General features: G+C 71.2%; 12 protein-coding genes. 7 read left to right on the forward strand and 5 right to left on the reverse strand.

Translation table 11 applies throughout. The features are described from left to right. Entirely contained in the window at positions 1-5,724 is a 5,724-nt protein-coding gene (locus H4687_RS10810; protein WP_159026118.1) for a hypothetical protein, read from the reverse strand. A gap of 402 nt (positions 5,725-6,126) precedes the next feature. Between H4687_RS10810 and H4687_RS10815 the strand changes: the two genes are divergently transcribed. Genes H4687_RS10815 through tyrS form a run of 3 tightly spaced genes read left to right on the forward strand, consistent with a single transcriptional unit; the run spans position 6,127 to position 10,353 of the window. Further along, positions 6,127-7,650: a TldD/PmbA family protein gene (locus tag H4687_RS10815; protein WP_046914398.1), complete on the forward strand. Its 1,524-nt coding sequence runs from the start codon at positions 6,127-6,129 to the stop codon at positions 7,648-7,650. Next, complete coding sequence (locus tag H4687_RS10820) at positions 7,647-9,041, forward strand: metallopeptidase TldD-related protein (protein WP_046914397.1); 1,395 nt, start codon at positions 7,647-7,649, stop codon at positions 9,039-9,041. Before H4687_RS10815 ends, H4687_RS10820 begins: the two co-directional genes overlap by 4 nt. Before the next feature lie 43 nt (positions 9,042-9,084). Then, positions 9,085-10,353: a tyrosine--tRNA ligase gene (tyrS, locus tag H4687_RS10825; protein ID WP_046914396.1), complete on the forward strand. Its 1,269-nt coding sequence runs from the start codon at positions 9,085-9,087 to the stop codon at positions 10,351-10,353. An 86-nt stretch (positions 10,354-10,439) separates the two neighbouring features. Here the strand turns inward: tyrS and H4687_RS10830 are convergent, their stop codons facing one another. Beyond that, positions 10,440-10,718, reverse strand: a complete 279-nt coding sequence (locus tag H4687_RS10830) for a GlsB/YeaQ/YmgE family stress response membrane protein (RefSeq protein WP_046914395.1) — start codon at positions 10,716-10,718, stop codon at positions 10,440-10,442. 246 nt (positions 10,719-10,964) lie between these two features. Here H4687_RS10830 and H4687_RS10835 point away from each other — a divergent pair, with 246 nt between their 5' ends. Together H4687_RS10835 and H4687_RS10840 are read left to right on the forward strand one after the other, a co-directional pair. After that, positions 10,965-11,387: a DUF3099 domain-containing protein gene (locus tag H4687_RS10835; protein ID WP_046914394.1), complete on the forward strand. Its 423-nt coding sequence runs from the start codon at positions 10,965-10,967 to the stop codon at positions 11,385-11,387. 208 nt (positions 11,388-11,595) lie between these two features. Next, entirely contained in the window at positions 11,596-11,835 is a 240-nt protein-coding gene (locus H4687_RS10840; RefSeq protein ID WP_005477648.1) for a hypothetical protein, read from the forward strand. A 17-nt stretch (positions 11,836-11,852) separates the two neighbouring features. On the opposite strand, the gene moaA is transcribed toward H4687_RS10840, so the two are convergent. From moaA to H4687_RS10855, 3 genes are all read right to left on the reverse strand, one after another. Further along, positions 11,853-12,842: a GTP 3',8-cyclase MoaA gene (moaA, locus tag H4687_RS10845; RefSeq protein WP_046914393.1), complete on the reverse strand. Its 990-nt coding sequence runs from the start codon at positions 12,840-12,842 to the stop codon at positions 11,853-11,855. A 184-nt stretch (positions 12,843-13,026) separates the two neighbouring features. Continuing rightward, a complete protein-coding gene (locus H4687_RS10850; protein ID WP_046914392.1) occupies positions 13,027-14,652 on the reverse strand; it encodes a solute symporter family protein in 1,626 nt (541 codons plus the stop codon). Beyond that, complete coding sequence (locus H4687_RS10855; protein ID WP_028796642.1) at positions 14,649-15,005, reverse strand: DUF485 domain-containing protein; 357 nt, start codon at positions 15,003-15,005, stop codon at positions 14,649-14,651. Before H4687_RS10855 ends, H4687_RS10850 begins: the two co-directional genes overlap by 4 nt. A gap of 388 nt (positions 15,006-15,393) precedes the next feature. On the opposite strand from H4687_RS10855, the gene H4687_RS10860 reads away from it, so the two are divergent. Then, positions 15,394-16,926: a S8 family serine peptidase gene (locus H4687_RS10860; protein WP_046914391.1), complete on the forward strand. Its 1,533-nt coding sequence runs from the start codon at positions 15,394-15,396 to the stop codon at positions 16,924-16,926. Between the two features lie 113 nt (positions 16,927-17,039). Then, positions 17,040-18,443: a CoA transferase gene (locus tag H4687_RS10865; protein WP_046914390.1), complete on the forward strand. Its 1,404-nt coding sequence runs from the start codon at positions 17,040-17,042 to the stop codon at positions 18,441-18,443. Positions 18,444-18,514: the final 71 nt, after the last annotated feature.

Genomic DNA, 18,514 nt, shown 5'->3' on the forward strand with positions numbered 1-18,514 from the left:
TCACCCTCCGGCCGTACGAGCGCGCGCCGCGCGGAAGGTGACGGCGTCCACAGCGTGTCCCCCGGGCAGGGAGTCCAGCACCCCGAGCAGATCGAGACGGCCCAGCCAGAGCCCGGCCTCCTCCAGGGGCCGCTCGATCGCCGCCGCCACGTCGTCCAGCGGCACACCTTGCCCCTCGTCGACGTACGACGTCCACATGCCGAGGAGTTGCTCGTCGCGAGTGTCGAGTCCGGTCTGTTTCCAGTGCGCGGCGAGGTTCCCCGGCTTGCCGATGGCGTGGCGCACGGCGTCCAGTGAGCTGTGCAGGGTCGCGCCGTTGACCGAGACCTCGGTGATGGCCAGCTCGACCCAGGGAGCCCATCCGCCGGTCACCCGGATCAGACTCCTTCGCTCGGTCCTCGACACGAACGGACATTCGGGCCAGGCGCGCAGGCTGTCCACGGTCCATCGTTCGGGGTGCAGGAACCGCACCGGCAGTCGCGTCCCCTCGCGGGCCTCGTCCGCCAGTGCGCCCGTCGCGAGCGCGTCACCCAGCAGGAACACCGAGCGGTTGCCCGTGGGCTTGCGGACAGCGGAGCGCACCCGGACGTCGGCCGCGGGTCCGGCGTGTTCGGCGCACAGGTGCACCGCGGTGGCCAGTTCCTGTTTGCCCAAGCCGGAGAGGTCGGCCACCAGGACGTAGTTGCGTCGCAGCCGTGCGGCGTCCCGGAGCGCCACGCGCAGGTCATCGGGTGCCTTGACCTTGCGTACCTCCACTCCGCGCGCCTCGGCGAACGCCTCGGCCGCCCTGATCATCAAAGGCGGCCGATAGGACTCGGTCACTCCGATGAGGGTCACGCCGGGCTGGGCCGCCTCGTGCAGTTGTCCCTCGGTCAGAGGGCTGTATCGCTGGATACGGTCCTTGGGGTCCCGTCCCAGGAGTCGGCGCGCGGCGCGCGGGTCGTAGTCGTAGGGAAGGCTGAACTCCGTCTCCTTGAGCTCCAGTTCCAGTTCCTCGCGGGTGCCCAGCATGTTCACCACGTTGGGGCTGCGCACCGCGAACCGGGACCGGTCGCCGAGTTGGACGAGCAACCCCAGGCCCACCATTTCGGTGAGGTAGATCTCGACCCGCTTCACACCCAGGCCGTCAAAGCCCTGCGGCCATGCCTCCCGGGCCAGGTCGAGCAGTTGCTCGGCGGTGTAGTCGCCCCGGTACTTGTCGGCGAGGCTGCGCAGGGCGATCACCAGGGTGAGGACCCGGTAGCGGTCCTCCAGGTTGATGGTGAAGCGCAGCCGCTCCGCCAGACGCCGCCGGACCGTCTCGGAAGCGGCGACGCCCTGGACGTCCTCCTCCGTGATCCGCATGGGCCGCTCGGGCTCCGGGTGCGCGCGCCCCTGGAGGGTCCGAATGAGCTCGCTGCAGAAGATCTGCACCAGATTGGCCTGGTAGTTGGTGATGGCGAGGATCCGCCACACCAGCTCGGGCCGGTCGAAGACGAAGCCCAGGGCGGCCATCGGCTCGGTCACCAGCCTGACCGCGGCGTGCGGCTTGAGCGGCCCCACCAGGACGTCGGGGCCGCCGTGGGCGGTGGACACGTTCGACAGGTCGCCGAAGCGCTGCACCTGGTGGAGGCCGGCGAACACCACTTTCAGGCGCCGGTTGGTCTGTTCCATGAGCTGCTGGAACCGCTTGACGTTCTGGAACGTCGACTCGCCGCCGCTGCGGAAGACACGGCGCGAGTCGGCGGTGAGGAAGGCGTCCGCCTCGTCCGCGAGGATCAGCAGTCGTCGGGACTCGTCCGCGTCCAGCCAGTCACGGATCCGCTTGGCCACCACGTCGGGGCCGCCACGCTCGGACATCTTCGCGTCGAAGACCCCACGCCGCTTGAGCCCCTCGGCGAGCAGCGACCAGATCTGCTCCGGCGGCTCGGCCTGGCCGATCTCGGCCTTGAGCAGGTCGAGGTAGACGGCGACATTGGCCTCCGACCGGCTGGGGAACAGCTCGGCCACCCGCTGGAGCAGTGCGGACTTGCCCAACTGCCGCCCGCCGTAGAGAAAGAGCCCCCCGTTGGGGTCCATGACCTCCCGGAGCTCGTCGTCACGCCCGTAGAAGACCTCCGGCGGCACCAGTCCGGCGACGAAGGGGGTGTACGGGTTGAACGACGTCCACGGCAGGGTGATCCGCTGCAGGGATCGGAACGAGCGGGGGGCCCGGGCCACCATCCAGCCGAAGACGGCCGGGTCGATGACCAGTGCCTGCTGAGCACGTCCGGAGGCCGCCTCGACGAGCGCCTGCCGGCCGGCCAGGCCCAGCGGATGGAGGTACAGCACGATGTTCGCGTCGACGTCGGCGTCCTCCAGGTGGGTCAGCGGACCGCCCGCACGTTGTTCCTCCCACACGAGCAGGATCGTGTACGACGTGGCACGGGATCCGAGGGCCGCGACGTAACCGGCGTCCTCCGCGACGGTCGCGCGGACCTTGAGCCGGCGGACGCCCTGGCCAGGGCGGTCGGAGTGGAGCTGCCCGGCGGGTTCCAGACCCAGCAGGCGCAGGACGCGCGGGATGTGCTGCTGCCATTCACTGCTGCGGCCCTTCTTGGTGCACAGCGCCTGCCAGGACTCGAGTGCCTGCTCCGCCGCGGCTGTGAGCCGCTCGCCGGAATCGTAGTTGTGGACCCACCACGAGGCGTGGACGCCCTCGCCGCCGGGCCGGGGCATGCCGGGGCCGGTGAGCCCCGACACGAACTCGACGAGTTCGGTCGCATCGTGCTCGGGACGGTCGGGGAGGCTGTGCCCGCCGTTCGCCAGGGCCAGGAACTCCTGGGCGGTGACCGTGTCCCCCTCGTCGATGAGCGCCCGGATGCGGTCGTGGTCGTTCTCCGTCAGAACACGTTCCGGATCGAGGCGCAGGCGCTCCAGGTCCTGGCGCAGTCGCCCGGTCGAGTCCTTGACCAGACCCGCGAGTTCCCGCACCAGCCGGGCCAGCTGCTCGCGTGCGTACCGGTAGCGTCCGGCCTCGTCCCCGTCGGCGAACTCCTGGAGCCGGCCGGTCAGGTCGCGTTCGACGTCCGGTGCCATCAGGTTGAGCGTGCGGATCTGGGCGAGGTGTCCGGCGGCCCGGCGGTGGTACTCGGCGGTGCGGTCGCGCCAGCCCTTCTCCGCCTCACGGCAGCGACGGGTCGCCTCATCGGCCCAGTCCTCCGGCAAGGACGCCAGGAGGGACGGGTTGCGCTCGACCCACGCGATCAGCCCTTTGGCGAGGTGCAGGTCTCCGGTTCCCACGTAGGTGCTCAGGGCGGCGTCGGGTGACGCGGGCGCGAGGAGCGCGGCCATCGCCCGCGGGGTGCGCGGGTCGGCGAGGTCGGGTCGTCCCTCGATGTCCCTGGGGAGGTCCGGGGCGAGCAGCAGGCAGTCCGCGGACGGGGCGTGGTGGGAGGGGGTGCGTTCCGCCGGCGCCCAGGTGTCCGCGACGTACTGGCCGACGAGCCAGTCCCGCAGCAGGCCCAGCGCGGCTCCGCCCACGCCGGGCGGCGGACCGTACGACTCCAGCTGGTTGATGGCGGTGGCCAGCTGGGGCAGGTCGCTCCCGTGCGCGGCGCCGCGGCTGCGGATCGCTGAGGCCACCGCGTCGGCCTTGGTCAGCAGTTCGCTCACGGACCGCACTGCGGCGTGGAGCTGACGCAGCGCCCCGGAATGGATGGCCTCCTTCGACTGCTTCGGCGTGCGGAAGCGGCTGTCGGCCTCCTCGATGAGCCGGTCCACGTACTCCGGTCGCCGCATGTTCTCGCTCAGTACCGCCAGCGGGGCCGCGTCGCCGCCCCGGGCCCACTCGACCACCGCCTTGAGCGCCTTGTGGGGCGCGCCCGACGGACCAGTCAGGTACTGCAGCACCCGGGACGCCCGCTGGTACTTGATCTTCCGGCGGGGCAGGTCCTCCAGCAGAACGCGCGCCTCCTCGCCGAGATCGCCCAGGGTGACGGTGTCCCCCGGGTCCGCCAGGTCACCGATGGCGCCGGGGACGAAGGTCCTGCAGTCCCGCACCGCCGTGACCAGCACGGTGAGCAGTTGCTGCCAGGGCTCGGACAGCCCGGAAGGCGTTGCGAAGTCGCTGACCAGGACATGCGGCCAGCCCGCGGTGAGGCCGGCCCTCAGCGCGGCGACCGTGGCCACGATCGCCGCCTCCCTGTCCTCGGCGACGCGCTCCGGCGTGATGTCGTGGTCGATCTGCACCTGGGTGGCCTCGTCGCTGCCGACACAGCCGAAGGCCGCGGCGGCGAAGGCCAGCGCCTGGGCGCGCGGTTCCGGCTCCTGGGACGCGGCCGTCATCCAGTACGCGTGCGGCAGCTGCCCTGCACCGATCAACCGCGCCACCGGCGAGTCCTGGCTGGTCTCCCAGGGAGCCGCAGGGTCCCAGTCCGCGTGGTCCATGCCGGCGGGCCACGGCACATCCGCGGTCTGCGGGCCGGGCGGGGCGGCGTCCGCGGCCGTCGACGGGCCGTCCTCAGGGGCCGCAGGCGGCTGTGGGGAGGTGTCCTCCGCGGTGGTGTCCGGCGAGGACGGGACGGCGGTGCCCGCCGCGGCGGGCACCTGCGGTACGGCCTCCGGCGTGGCCGTGGGCTCCACGGCGACAGTCAGGCTCGCGTCGGTCAGTCCGGTGTCGGTCTCCTCGGCGACGGTCACGCCCGCGTCGGTCTCCCCGGCGTCGATCCCGCCCGCGTCGGTCTCCCCGGCGACGGTCACCTCGTCCGGACCCAGGGCATCGGGCTCCTCAGCGGCGGCTTCATCGCTGGGCGCCGCACCGGATTCGGCGGCCGGAACGCCGTGCCCGTCCACCGCGGCGATCTGGGAGGGAGCTGTCATGAGGACTGCGTCCGCCGACGGGCCCGGTTCCGTCACCGGGCGGAGTTCGGCCTCCCCATCAGCCGGCTCGGCGACCGGAGCTTTCTCCTCGCCCCGACCGCTCTCCAAGTCGGCGATCTGCGCGACGAGTTGCTGCAGGGCCTGCTCCAGATGCGCGGCGACAGCGGCGTCCGACACGGCGACCATCGTCTGCAGCTGGGCCTCTCGCTGACGCAGCTCGTCCAGCCGACGCTCGCGCGCCTGCGATGCCTCGGCCTGCAGACGGTCGAACTCGGCCTCCAGCTCCTCATGTCCGGAGTCCGAGCCCCAGGTCCCACCCACCTCGGCCACACTCCCTGCCAGCAGCGTGCGCTGCCGCCGCCAGTCGGCCACCGCGTCGGCAGTCCACGCCTGCGCCGACAGGTCGCGTCCCTCGCTCATCAGCTGGGCCGTCTCGCGCAACGCTCGCGCCAACTCGGCACCGTGGGAGTGCAGTTGGGCGGCGGAGTCCCGAAGCCCCCGCAACTGCCCGTCGTCAGGGATCCGGGAGTCCTGCTGCTCTGGCGACGTCATCGTGGCGGCTTCCGCTTTCTGGTCGGACTCGGCGGGCGGGGCGGGAACGCGCAGTGCGGGACCGATGTCCCGGGCATCGGGCGGCGGCTCGCTGTCCGCCGCCCTGAAGTACACCTGCGGACGGCGCGTGACGAGAGCGGCGGCAGGCAGGTTCTTGAGCACCGGGTTCGACAGGCCGAGCACGACGCAGTGCGCGAACTCCGGGTCAAGCACGGTCAGCATCGTGACCAGTTGGTCCTCGGACGGCTCGGCCACCACCTCTTCGGGGAAGCCGTACTCCGTCCGCAGTGCCCTGGCCGCTGTGACCAGCGCACACCGTGCGGTACCGGTCATCTGGGATTCCCGCGCCCTGGTCAGCCACACCCTCGCCGACTGGGCCTCCTGGCGGGTGACGGGCTGCACCGCCCCCGCCGTCTTTCCGTGCACACACCTTCGCTGGCGCAGGCACGCGTGTCGCGTCAGCAGTCGCCGCATGCGGACGTCGTCCAGGGACAACGACCATGTGCGGAACTCAAGTCCCCACCCCTCCATGCCCAGATATTGCCATGAGGACCTGACAGTCCGTGAGGCAACCGCGCATCAGATATGACTGACGCGCGCCAGGGGGCGCGGGATCACCGGCCGATCGGGAAACAGACGCGGTCATCCGTCGACGTGGCGCATCATTGCACTTCGGTGCGCCCGCTTCGGCGACGGCGTGCCTGCCCAAGGGGGTCGAAGAGGAGGAGGGCCATCGTGCCCCATGAGATTGACGCGACGTTTCTCGCACTGCCCCTGCGCGCCCTCGCCGACGCCGCGCTCGCCCGCGCACGTGCCCTCGGCGCCGATCACGCGGACTTCCGGTTCGAGCGGGTGCGCAGCGCGTCCTGGCGGCTGCGGGACGCGAAGCCGGCCGGGTCGTCGGACACCACGGACCTCGGGTACGCGGTGCGGGTGGTGCACGGCGGGACCTGGGGGTTCGCCTCCGGGGTGGATCTGACGATGGACGCCGCCGCCAAGGTCGCCTCGCAGGCCGTGGCGATGGCCAAGCTGTCCGCGCAGGTCATCAAGGCCGCCGGGTCGGACGAGCGGGTCGAGCTGGCGGACGAGCCCGTGCACGCGGAGAAGACCTGGATCTCGTCGTACGGGATCGACCCCTTCACCGTCCCGGACGAGGAGAAGACCGCGCTGCTCACCGAGTGGAGCACGCGACTGCTGGCGGCCGACGGGATCAACCATGTGGACGCCTCGCTGCTCACCGTGCACGAGAACAAGTTCTACGCCGACACCGCCGGGACGGTGAGCACCCAGCAGCGCGTACGGCTGCACCCGTCGCTGACGGCCGTGTCGGTCGACGAGTCCAGCGGTGAGTTCGACTCGATGCGGACGCTGGCGCCGCCCGTCGGGCGCGGCTGGGAGTACCTGACGGGCACCGGCTGGGACTGGGACGACGAGCTGGCCCGGATCCCGGAACTGCTCGCCGAGAAGATGCGGGCGCCGAGCGTCGAGTCGGGCGTCTACGACCTGGTGGTCGACCCCTCCAACCTGTGGCTGACCATCCACGAGTCCATCGGTCACGCCACCGAGCTGGACCGCGCGCTCGGCTACGAGGCCGCGTACGCCGGCACGTCCTTCGCCACCTTCGACAGGCTCGGCAAGCTGCGCTACGGCTCCGAGCTGATGAACGTCACCGGTGACCGCACCGCCGAGCACGGCCTGGCGACCATCGGGTACGACGACGAGGGCGTGGCGGGCCAGAGCTGGGACCTGGTGAAGGACGGCACCCTCGTGGGGTACCAACTCGACCGGCGAATCGCGAAGTTGACCGGTCTCGGGCGCTCCAACGGCTGCGCGTACGCCGACTCCCCCGGACATGTGCCGGTGCAGCGCATGGCCAATGTGTCCCTGCGGCCGGACCCGGCCGGGATGTCCACCGAGGATCTGATCGGCGGGGTCGACCGGGGAATCTACGTCGTCGGGGACCGGTCGTGGTCCATCGACATGCAGCGGTACAACTTCCAGTTCACCGGGCAGCGGTTCTTCAGGATCGAGAACGGCCGGATCACCGGTCAGCTGCGGGACGTCGCGTACCAGGCGACGACGACCGACTTCTGGGGTTCCATGGCGGCCGTCGGCGGGCCGCAGACCTACGTCCTGGGCGGTGCCTTCAACTGTGGGAAGGCCCAGCCGGGCCAGGTCGCCGCGGTCTCGCACGGCTGCCCGTCGGCCCTCTTCAAGGGAGTCAACATTCTCAACACCACGCAGGAGGCCGGTCGATGAGCGCCCGTACCAACAAGCCGCACGAGATCGTCGAGCGGGCCCTCGCGCTGTCCCGGGCCGACGGCTGTGTGGTGATCGCCGACGAGTACTCGACGGCGAACCTGCGGTGGGCGGGCAACGCGCTGACCACGAACGGGGTCACCCGGGGCCGGTCGGTGACCGTGGTCGCCACCGTCGACGGCAAGGAGGGCACCGCCTCGGGGGTGGTGTCGCGGTCCGCCGTCACCGCCGAGGAGCTGGAGCCGCTGGTGCGGGCGGCCGAGGCCGCCGCGCGGGGCGCCGGGCCCGCCGAGGACGCCCAGCCGCTGGTCACGGGCGTGGCGCACTCCCCCGACTTCACGGACGCGCCGGCCGAGACCTCTTCCGCCGTGTTCGCCGACTTCGCGCCGGCACTCGGGGAGTCGTTCGCCCGGGCGCGTGCGGGCGGCCGGGAGCTGTACGGCTTCGCCAACCACGAGCTGGTGTCGAGCTACCTCGGTACGTCCACGGGGCTGCGCCTGCGCCACGACCAGCCGAACGGGACGCTGGAGCTGAACGCCAAGTCCCCGGACCGCAAGCGCTCGGCCTGGGCGGGGCGCTCCACCCGGGACTTCAAGGACGTCGACCCGGCGGCCCTGGACGCCGAGCTGGCCGTACGGCTGGGCTGGGCCGAGCGGCGGGTGCCGCTGCCGGCCGGCCGGTACGAGACGCTGCTGCCGCCGACTGCCGTCTCCGACCTGCTGATCTACCAGATGTGGTCGGCGTCGGCGCGGGACGCGGCCGAGGGCCGGACGGTGTTCAGCAAGCCCGGTGGCGGCACGCGGATCGGCGAACGGCTGACCGAGCTGCCGCTGACCCTGCGCAGCGACCCGAACGAGCCGGGCCTGGAGTCCGCGCCCTTCGTGCTGGCCCACTCCTCCGGCGGCGACAGCTCGGTGTTCGACAACGGCCTGCCGCTGCGGGAGACCGCGTGGATCAGCGGGGGCGAGATCGCGAACCTGCCGACCACCCGGCACAGCGCGGGCCTGACCGGGCTGCCGGTGGTGCCCACGATCGGCAATCTGATCCTGGACGGCGGCGAGGACCGCTCCCTGGAGGAGATGGTCGCAAGCACCCGGCGCGGGCTGCTGCTGACCTGTCTGTGGTACATCCGTGAGGTCGACCCGGCGACGCTGCTGCTGACCGGGCTGACCCGGGACGGCGTCTACCTCGTGGAGAACGGCGAGGTCACGGGTGAGGTCAACAACTTCCGGTTCAACGAGTCGCCGGTGGACCTGCTCGGCCGGGCCACCGAGGCCGGGCGCACGGAGAAGACGCTGCCGCGCGAGTGGAGCGACTACTTCACCAGGGCCGCGATGCCCGCGCTGCGGGTGCCGGATTTCAATATGAGTTCTGTCAGCCAGGGCGTATAACCTCGTACCCGATGACCAGCTCAATCAAGGAGACACGAGAACCGTGACGGACATCGTCGACGAGCTGAAGTGGCGGGGGCTGTTCTCCCTGTCCACCGACGAGGACGCTTTGCGCAAGGCGCTCGCGGACGGTCCCGTCACGTTCTATTGCGGTTTCGACCCGACCGCGCCGTCCCTGCACGTCGGACACCTGGTGCAGGTGCTCACCGTGCGCCGGCTCCAGCAGGCCGGGCACCGGCCGCTGGCGCTGGTCGGCGGGGCGACGGGCCTGATCGGCGACCCCCGCCCGACGGCGGAGCGCACGCTGAACGACCCGGAGACGGTCGCGGGCTGGGTCGGCAGGCTGCGTGCCCAGATCGAGCCGTTCCTCTCCTTCGAGGGTGAGAACGCGGCCGTCATGGTCAACAACCTCGACTGGACCGAGGGCCTGTCCGCCATCGAGTTCCTGCGGGACATCGGCAAGCACTTCCGCGTCAACAAGATGCTGGCGAAGGACTCCGTGGCCCGTCGGCTGCAGTCCGACCAGGGCATCAGCTACACCGAGTTCAGCTACCAGATCCTCCAGGGCATGGACTTCCTGCAGCTCTACCGCAGGTACGGCTGCACCCTCCAGCAGGGCGGCAGCGACCAGTGGGGCAACCTCACGGCCGGTCTGGACCTGATCCACCGGCTGGAGCCCGGCGTACAGGCGCACGCGCTGGCCACTCCGCTGATGACCAAGGCGGACGGCACCAAGTTCGGCAAGACCGAGGGCGGCGCCGTCTGGCTCGACCCTGAGATGACGACGCCGTACGCGTTCTACCAGTTCTGGCTGAACGTGGACGACCGGGACATCAGCGGGTACATGCGCATCCTGTCCTTCAAGTCCCGTGCGGAGCTGGAGGAGTTGGAGCGTCAGACGGAGGAGCGGCCGCAGGCGCGGGCCGCGCAGCGGGCGCTGGCCGAGGAGCTGACGACGCTGGTGCACGGGGCGGAGCAGACGGCCGCCGTGATCGCCGCGTCCCGTGCCCTCTTCGGTCAGGGCGAGCTGGCGGAGCTGAGCGAGAAGACGCTGGCCGCGGCGCTGTCCGAGCTGCCGCACGCGAAGGTGCCCGAGCTGGCGCCGGTCGTGGATCTCCTCGCGGAGGTCGGTCTGGTGCCGAGCAAGTCCGCGGGGCGGCGGACCGTGAAGGAGGGCGGGGCCTACGTGAACAACGTGAAGGTCACCGCCGAGGACGCCGTGCCGGCGTCCGAGGATCTCCTTCACGGGCGGTGGCTGGTGTTGCGCCGCGGGAAGAAGAACCTGGCCGCGGTCGAGGTGACCGGGGCCTAGCCGCCGTCGGGGCGTGGGTGCCTGGCGAGTGCCGCGCGGACGTGGTCGCTCGCGGGTTCTCGCGCCCCTTCCGGGGGTCCCTGGGCTCAGGTCCGCTGCTTCCGCTTGCCCAGGGTCGCCATGTAGACCATGTCGCCGAACGCCACGATGACGATCGCGGCGACCAGTTGGAAGATGTGGCGGCTCCAGTCGATCCCGGCGGTCTCCTCGACCCCGAAGCCGCGTGCGACCGCGTTGCCGATGACGGCGCCCAGCATGCCGAAGATCGTCGTCAGCCAGAGCGGGCTGTGCTGCTTGCCCGGCAGGATGGCCTTGGCCAGCAGGCCCAGGATGAATCCCACGATGATCGCCCACAACCAGCCCATGGCTGCCTCCTCGTACGGCTCGACGTGAGCAGTACGCCCAGTGTCGGCCCGCCCGCGATACGCCGCATGTCGGGCACGGCCGTACGCGCCGCGGCGCATTTCCTCCACTCTCCGCCCAGGGTGCCCCGGTCTCGTAGGCGTCGCAGTCGCGGCGTACCGTGGAGCGTGTCCGGGACCGCGTTCCGTGTGGCGGCGCGGGCGGGCACGGGCCGGGGAGCGTCCGATACAGGCGGGTGGTGGAGCGTGATGCGGAAGCAGGGAAACGTCGAGGTCTTCCGGATCACGGGCGCCCGGCAGGGCCTCACCGACGACGTCCGCGCCCGGCAGCGTCGCTACATCATCTCGATGTCCGTCCGTACTCTCGCGGTGATCGCCGCCGCGGTGCTCTGGAACGTCGAACGGCACGTCGCGGTCGTCGCACTGGTGCTCGGCGGGGTGCTGCCGTACGTGGCCGTGGTGATCGCCAACGCGGGACGGGAGAACGCGCCCTCGCTGCCGTCCACCTTCGTCCACGCACCGACGCGTCCGATGATCACGCCGCCGCAGGGGACGGACGCCGCGTCCTCGGCCGGTTCCGGGGCCGGGGGGCGCTTCGCGGAATCCGTCCCGGAGGACGTCGCGGCCGATCCAGCGGGCGGCGTTCGCGGTGAGTCGCGCGAGCGGTTCTGAGCGTCGGGGGTCCGGAAGAAGCGGAATCCGGCCACCCGCCAAGCTCAAGAAATGCTCAGATCAATCATGAAGTTCCTGTGCCGGGCAGAGGCACACCCGTGACATACTTCGTACGCGCTCCGCATCCCCCGTCGGAGCGACAGACCGACGCCGGGCAGCTCCCCCCGTGGCTGCTCGGCGTCGCCTTTTGTACGGCTAGGGTCGACCTGTGAACATCCTCGACGTCCCCGGTTCCGATCCGTCCTCCCCCATCTGTTCGGCCAAGGGCTGCCGGGCCGACGCGGTCTGGGTGCTCGCCTGGAACAACCCGAAGCTGCACACGCCCGAGCGCCGCAAGACCTGGCTCGCGTGCGACGAGCACCGGGAGCACCTCTCGCAGTTCCTGGGGGTGCGGGGGTTCCTGAAGGACGTCGTGAAGCTGGACGAGTGGGAGGCCCCGGCGCCGTAGAGCGCGCGGCCTCCCCGTCAGCCGCCGATCGCCGACATCGGCCGGTCCGGCTGCACGAACGACGGGTCGTCCAGGCCCGCGCCCGCCTTCTTGCCCCACATCGCCAGACGCCAGATCCGGGCGATCTCCTCGTCGGGCGCGCCGGAGCGCAGCGCGGCGCGGAGGTCGGTCTCCTCCCGGGCGAACAGGCAGGTGCGGACCTGGCCGTCGGCGGTGAGGCGGGTGCGGTCGCAGGCCGAGCAGAACGGGCGGGTGACGGAGGCGATGACGCCGACGCGGTGGGGGCCACCGTCGACCAGCCAGCGTTCCGCCGGGGCCGAGCCGCGGATCTCGGAGCCCTCCGGGGTGAGGTCGAAGCGGGTGCGCAGGGAGGTGAGGATGTCGCCGGCCGTCACCATGCCGTCGCGCTTCCAGCCGTGCTGGGCGTCCAGGGGCATCTGCTCGATGAAGCGCAGCTCGTAGTCGTGTTCCACGGCCCAGGCCAGGAGGTCGGGGGCCTCGTCGTCGTTCAGGCCCGGCATCAGGACCGAGTTGACCTTGACGGGGGTCAGGCCGGCGTCGCGGGCGGCCTCCAGGCCCTCCAGGACGTCCTTGTGGCGGTCCCGGCGGGTGAGGGTCTTGAAGACGTCCGGGCGCAGGGTGTCCAGGGAGACGTTCACCCGGTCCAGGCCGGCCGCCTTCAGGGCCGTCGCCGTGCGCCTGAGGCCGATGCCGTTGGTGGTGAGGGACATCTGGGGGCGGGGGGCGAGGGCCGCCACACGCTCCACGATGCCGACCAGGCCGGGGCGCAGCAGCGGCTCGCCGCCGGTGAAGCGGACCTCCGTGACGCCCAGGGTGCGGACGGCTATGTCGATGAGGCGGACGATCTCGTCGTCGTCGAGCAGGTCGGGCTTGGCCAGCCACTGCAGGCCCTCCTCGGGCATGCAGTACGTGCAGCGCAGATTGCACCGGTCGGTCAGCGAGACCCTCAGGTCGGTGGCCACTCGGCCGTAGGTGTCGATGAGCACGTGGGCCCCCTCCCTCGTAGCGATCACAGGTTTGACGACACTTGCGAGCCTACGTGACACCGCTGACAACATCACCGGCCCGATCGCACGAGATGCGGCGCGGAATCGCCGTAGGTCCCTACGACCGGACACGGCGCGGGGCCGCCGTAGGGATCTACGACGGCCCCGGGCGGGGTGGGCCGGGTCAGTGTGCGCCGGTGCCCGTGAGGGACCGGACCTCCAGCTCGGCGTACTTGCCGGTGTCGGGCTTCTCCTTGGACAGGACGGTGCCGAGGAAGCCCATGAGGAAGCCGAACGGGATGGAGATGATGCCCGGGTTCTTCAGCGGGAACCAGTGGAAGTCGACGTCCGGGAACATCGCCTTCGGGTCGCCGGAGACGACGGGCGAGAACAGCACCAGGCCGACGGCGACGATGAGACCGCCGTAGATCGACCACAGCGCGCCCTGGGTGGTGAACTTCTTCCAGAAGAGGCTGTAGAGGATCGTCGGCAGGTTGGCGGAGGCCGCGACCGCGAAGGCGAGGGCGACCAGGCCGGCCACGTTCAGGTCGCGGGCGAGGGCGCCGAGGCCGATGGAGACGATGCCGATGAAGACGGTCGCCCAGCGGGCCGCGCGGACCTCCTCGGCGCCGGAGGCCTTCCCCTTGCGGATGACGTTGGCGTAGATGTCGTGCGCGAAGGAGGACGACGAGGCGAGGGTGAGGCCGGCGACCACGGCGAGGATCGTCGCGAAGGCCACCGCGGAGATGGTGGCCAGCAGGATCGCGCCCCAGGCCGAGTCGACGCCGCCCAGGTGCAGGGCGAGCAGCGGGGCCGCCGTGTTGCCCGACGGGTTGGAGGCGATGATCTCGTCCTGGGAGATCAGCGCGGCGGCGCCGAAGCCGAGGGCGATGGTCATCAGGTAGAAGCCGCCGATGATGCCGATGGCCCAGTTCACGGACTTACGGGCGGCCTTGGCGTTGGGCACCGTGTAGAAGCGGATCAGGATGTGCGGGAGGCCCGCGGTGCCGAGGACCAGGGCGATGCCGAGGGAGATGAAGTCCAGCTTGGAGGTGCCGGTCGCGCCGTACTGGAGGCCGGGCTCCAGGAAGGCGGCGCCCTTGCCGCTGTTCTCGGCGGCGGTGCCGAGCAGATCGGAGATGTTGAAGTTGAACTTCAGCAGCACCAGGAACGTGATGAGGATCGTGCCGCCGATGAGGAGGACGGCCTTGACCATCTGGACCCAGGTGGTGCCCTTCATGCCGCCGATGGAGACGTAGACGATCATGAGGATGCCGACGAGGGCGACGATGAGGATCTTGCCCGCGTCGGAGGTGATGCCGAGGAGCAGCGAGACGAGGACGCCCGCGCCGGCCATCTGGGCCAGCAGGTAGAAGATCGACACGACGATCGTGGAGGTACCGGCCGCGGTGCGGACGGGGCGCTGGCGCATGCGGTAGGCGAGGACGTCGCCCATCGTGTAGCGGCCGGAGTTGCGCAGCGGCTCGGCGACCAGCAGCAGGGCGACCAGCCAGGCCACCAGGAAGCCGATGGAGTAGAGGAAGCCGTCGTAGCCGAAGAGGGCGATGGCGCCGGCGATGCCGAGGAACGAGGCCGCCGACATGTAGTCGCCGGAGACCGCGAGGCCGTTCTGGAAGGCGCTGAACTGGCGTCCGCCCGCGTAGAAGTCGGCGGCGTCCTTGGTCTGGCGGCCGGCCCAGATGGTGATGGCGAGCGTCGCCAGGACGAACAGGCCGAAGAGGGTGATGATGAGCGGCCGGTGCTGGCTGGCCTCGTTGGCCGCGAGGAACGTCTGCTGTGCGGGGCTCATGCGCCGCCCTCCATCCGGGACTTGATCGCCTCGGCCTTGGGGTCGAGCTTCGCGGCGGCGTGCCGCGAGTACCACCAGGCGATGAGGAACGTGGTGACGAACTGGGCGATGCCGAGGACGAAGGCGATGTTGATGTTGCCGAAGAGCTTGGTGCCCATGAAGTCGCCCGCGTAGTTGGAGAGCAGGACGTACAGCAGGTACCAGGCGATGAACGCCACGGTCAGCGGGAAGGCGAACGAGCGGTAGGAGCGGCGCAGTTCGGCGAACTCGGCGCTCTCATGGACCGCGGCGAACTCCTCGGGTGAGGGGAGGTGATGCTCGGTCTTCGAGGGGGGCGGTGCGTCGGTTGCCACGGAGTCTCCTCGCGTCTGCGCCGCCGTCGCGACGGCGGACGGTGGCTTCTTCGCCGTCGGGTCGGGGGTCGGATGGGGTACGGACATGGGGGTGGGCTCTGTTCCTTCGGTGGCGGGTGCACGATCGTGCTCGGGCTCCCTGCACAACGTCACGGCGGCGCGGTGGGACCGGTTCAACCGTGTGTGTTTCTTTCGAAAACCGATTCGGAAGCGGCCGGGACGTGCGGTGACTTCGAGGGTTACCCCTCTACTTCGGCCTCCCGCCCGTGAAGTCGTTGCTGGCCGACGACGACCAGGGATAGCTTCGGGCTGCACCACCAACGTCATGTACCTGCCCAGGCACACGTGTGCCCGGGGCCGGTTTCTTTGAAGCTGATGTGGAGATCCCATGGCTCATCTGCGCTCCAGACGACGGCTCGCTCTCGCGGTGCCGGTCGTCCTGTCGCTGACCGCCTCGCTCGGTTTCCTGCCGGGTGTCGCCACGGCGGCACCGGTCGCGAAGTCCACCGCCGCGACCGCGGAGGGCCCGAACCTCTCGTACGTCGTGAACACGAAGACGAACAAGCGCACGATAGCCGCCGTCCAGGAGGCGATAGCCGAGGCCGGCGGCAAGATCGTGATCACGTACGACGAGATCGGCGTGATCGTGGTCCACTCGACCGACCCGGCCTTCGGTGCGAAGATCCGCGCCGTGCGCGGTGTGCAGTCGGCCGGTGCCACCCGTACCTCGCCGCTGACGCCGGCCGGTACGACGGACGTGGGTGCCGTCGACTACCTGACGGCCGAGGAGGCCGCGAAGGTGAAGGCCGCCTCGGCGGACATGCCCGGCGCCGAGCCCCTCGAGGCCGACCAGTGGGACCTGCGGGCGATCGGCGCCGACAAGGCCGCGACGATCAACCCCGGGAGCAAGAACGTCACCGTCGCCGTGATCGACACCGGCGTCGACGACACCCACCCGGACCTCGCGCCGAACTTCTCCAAGTCCCAGTCGGCGAACTGCAACGGCGGTGTCGCGGACACCAGTGAGGGCGCCTGGCGTCCCTACACCGCGGACGACTACCACGGCACGCACGTGGCCGGTGAGATCGCCGCGGCCCGCAACGGCGTCGGCGTCGCCGGTGTCGCGCCGGGCGTGAAGGTCTCCGGCATCAACGTGACCGACCGCGTCAGCGGCCTCTTCTACGCGGAGAGCGTCGTCTGCGCGTTCGTGTTCGCCGCCGACCACGGCGTGGAGATCACGAACAACAGCTACTACGTCGACCCGTGGCTCTACAACTGCATGGACGACCCGGACCAGCGGGCGATCGTCGACGCGGTCAACCGGGCCCAGGAGTACGCCACCAAGGAAGGCACGCTGAACCTGGCGTCGGCGGGCAACTCCAACCACGACCTCGCCTCCGACGCGATCGCGGACGCCTCCAGCCCCAACGACACCACTCCGGTCCCGCGCACCATCGACCCGAGTGAGTGCTTCGACGTCCCGACCCAGCTGCCGGGTGTCGTCACGGTCAGCGCGACGGGCGTGAAGAACGAGAAGTCGTACTACTCCACGTACGGCAACGGTGTCGTCGACATCGCCGCCCCGGGTGGCGACGCCCGCTACCAGATCCCGGACACGCCGTCGAAGAACGGCCGCATCCTGTCCACGATGCCGAACGGCGCGTACGGCTTCCTCCAGGGCACCTCGATGGCGTCCCCGCACGCCGCCGGTGTCGCCGCGCTGCTGAAGTCCACGCACCCGGGCGCGAACCCCGGCCGGCTGCAGCGGCTGCTGAAGGCCGAGGCGGACAAGCACGCCTGCCCGACGTCGTACGACCAGAACGGTGACGGCACGCAGGACGCGGTGTGCCAGGGCACCCTGGACCTGAACGGCTTCTACGGCGCCGGCATCGTCAACGCCCTGAAGGCCGTCGAGAAGTAACCCCTCCGCGAGGAGAGGGTACGGTCATGACGTGTACGGCCGGGCGGTGACCTCACCGCCCGGCCGTTTCCGTTGTCGCCCTCCGTCCCGGTCTTCGATGCATAGTGCGGGTCATGACAGACATGAATCACGCGTGGGCGGCCCTGGGCGGCGATCCCGCGCTGCTGCCGAGGGTCTCGACCGTCGTACGGGACGGGGTGCTGCAAGCCCGGCTGCCGGTGCGGGAGCTGGCGCGGACGTGCGTCGGGGTGTGCGCGCTGGCGGCCGCCGAACTCGGGGCGCGACGGGCCGGGCTCGCGGAGGTGCCGCGGGTGCGGGTGGACGACGGGGCGGTCGGCACCGCCTTCGTGAGTGAGCGTCATCTGCTGGTCGGCGGACGGGCGCCGGTCAGCTTCGCGCCGCTGTCGCGGTTCTGGCGGACGGCGGACGGGTGGGTGCGTACGCACGCCAACTATCCGCACCACCGGCGGCGGTTGCTGTCCGCGCTGGGAGTGCCGGAGGCCTCCCCCGACCCCGTCGCCGACGCCGAGGCCGTCCTCGTCGAGCGGGCGTCCCTGGAGGTCGAGGAGACGGTGTACGCGGCCGGGGGCCTGGCGGTCGCCCTGCGGACGGCCGGGCAGTGGGCGGCGCACGGGCAGGCGGGGGCGGTGGCGGCCCGGCCGCTGGTGGAGCACGAGCGGCTGGACACGGCGTACGCGCGCGTGCTCGCGCCGATCGGGGGCGGGCCGGCCGGGGGCGGTCCTGTGCTCCCCGCGGCCGGAGTGCGTGTGCTGGACCTGACCCGGGTCATCGCGGGCCCGGTGGCCACCCGCACGCTCGCCCTGCTGGGCGCGGACGTGCTGCGCGTGGACCCGCCGGGGATGCCGGAGATCCCCGACCAGCACACCGACACCGGATCCGGGAAGCGGTCGACGACCCTCGACCTGGGCCGCACCGCCGACCGGCGGGCCTTCGAGGACCTGCTGGCCGCCGCGGACGTCGTCGTCACCGGCTACCGGCCGGGCTCCCTCGACCGCTTCGGGCTGTCACCGGACGCGCTGGTCTCACGGCGGTCCGGCGCGGTCGTGGCGCAGCTCTCGGCGTGGGGCGCGGACGGGCCGTGGGCCGGGCGGCGGGGGTTCGACAGTCTGGTGCAGGTGGCGACGGGCATCGCGGCGATCGAGGGTACGGAGGAAGGACCGGGCGCGCTGCCGGCGCAGGCGCTCGACCACGGGACGGGGTACCTGATGGCGGCGGCCGTGCTGAGGGCGCTCACCGAGCAGGCGGAGCAGGGACACAGCCGGGTCGTCCGGCTGTCGCTGGCCCGTACGGCGGCCTGGCTGACGGGCGGGATCGAGCATGCCCCGGGCGAGGACGAGGGCGCGGCGTACGAGGGACCGCAGGCGTGGCTCGCCGAGCGGGACAGCCGGCTCGGGCGGCTGCGGTACGCCCTGTCGCCGGTGTCGTTCGAGGGCGGGCCCGGCGACTGGGCTCGGCCGCCGGGGCCCTGGGGTGCGGACGGGCCGCGCTGGGACTGAGTCACCGGGGCCGCTCACCCGTACGTATGGGGGCAATGTCGAACTGCCAGTCGTTTTCCGGCACTTGCATG

It is taken from the genome of Streptomyces stelliscabiei, from assembly GCF_014873495.1.
In the GTDB taxonomy this organism is placed as follows: Bacteria; Actinomycetota; Actinomycetes; order Streptomycetales; family Streptomycetaceae; genus Streptomyces; species Streptomyces bottropensis.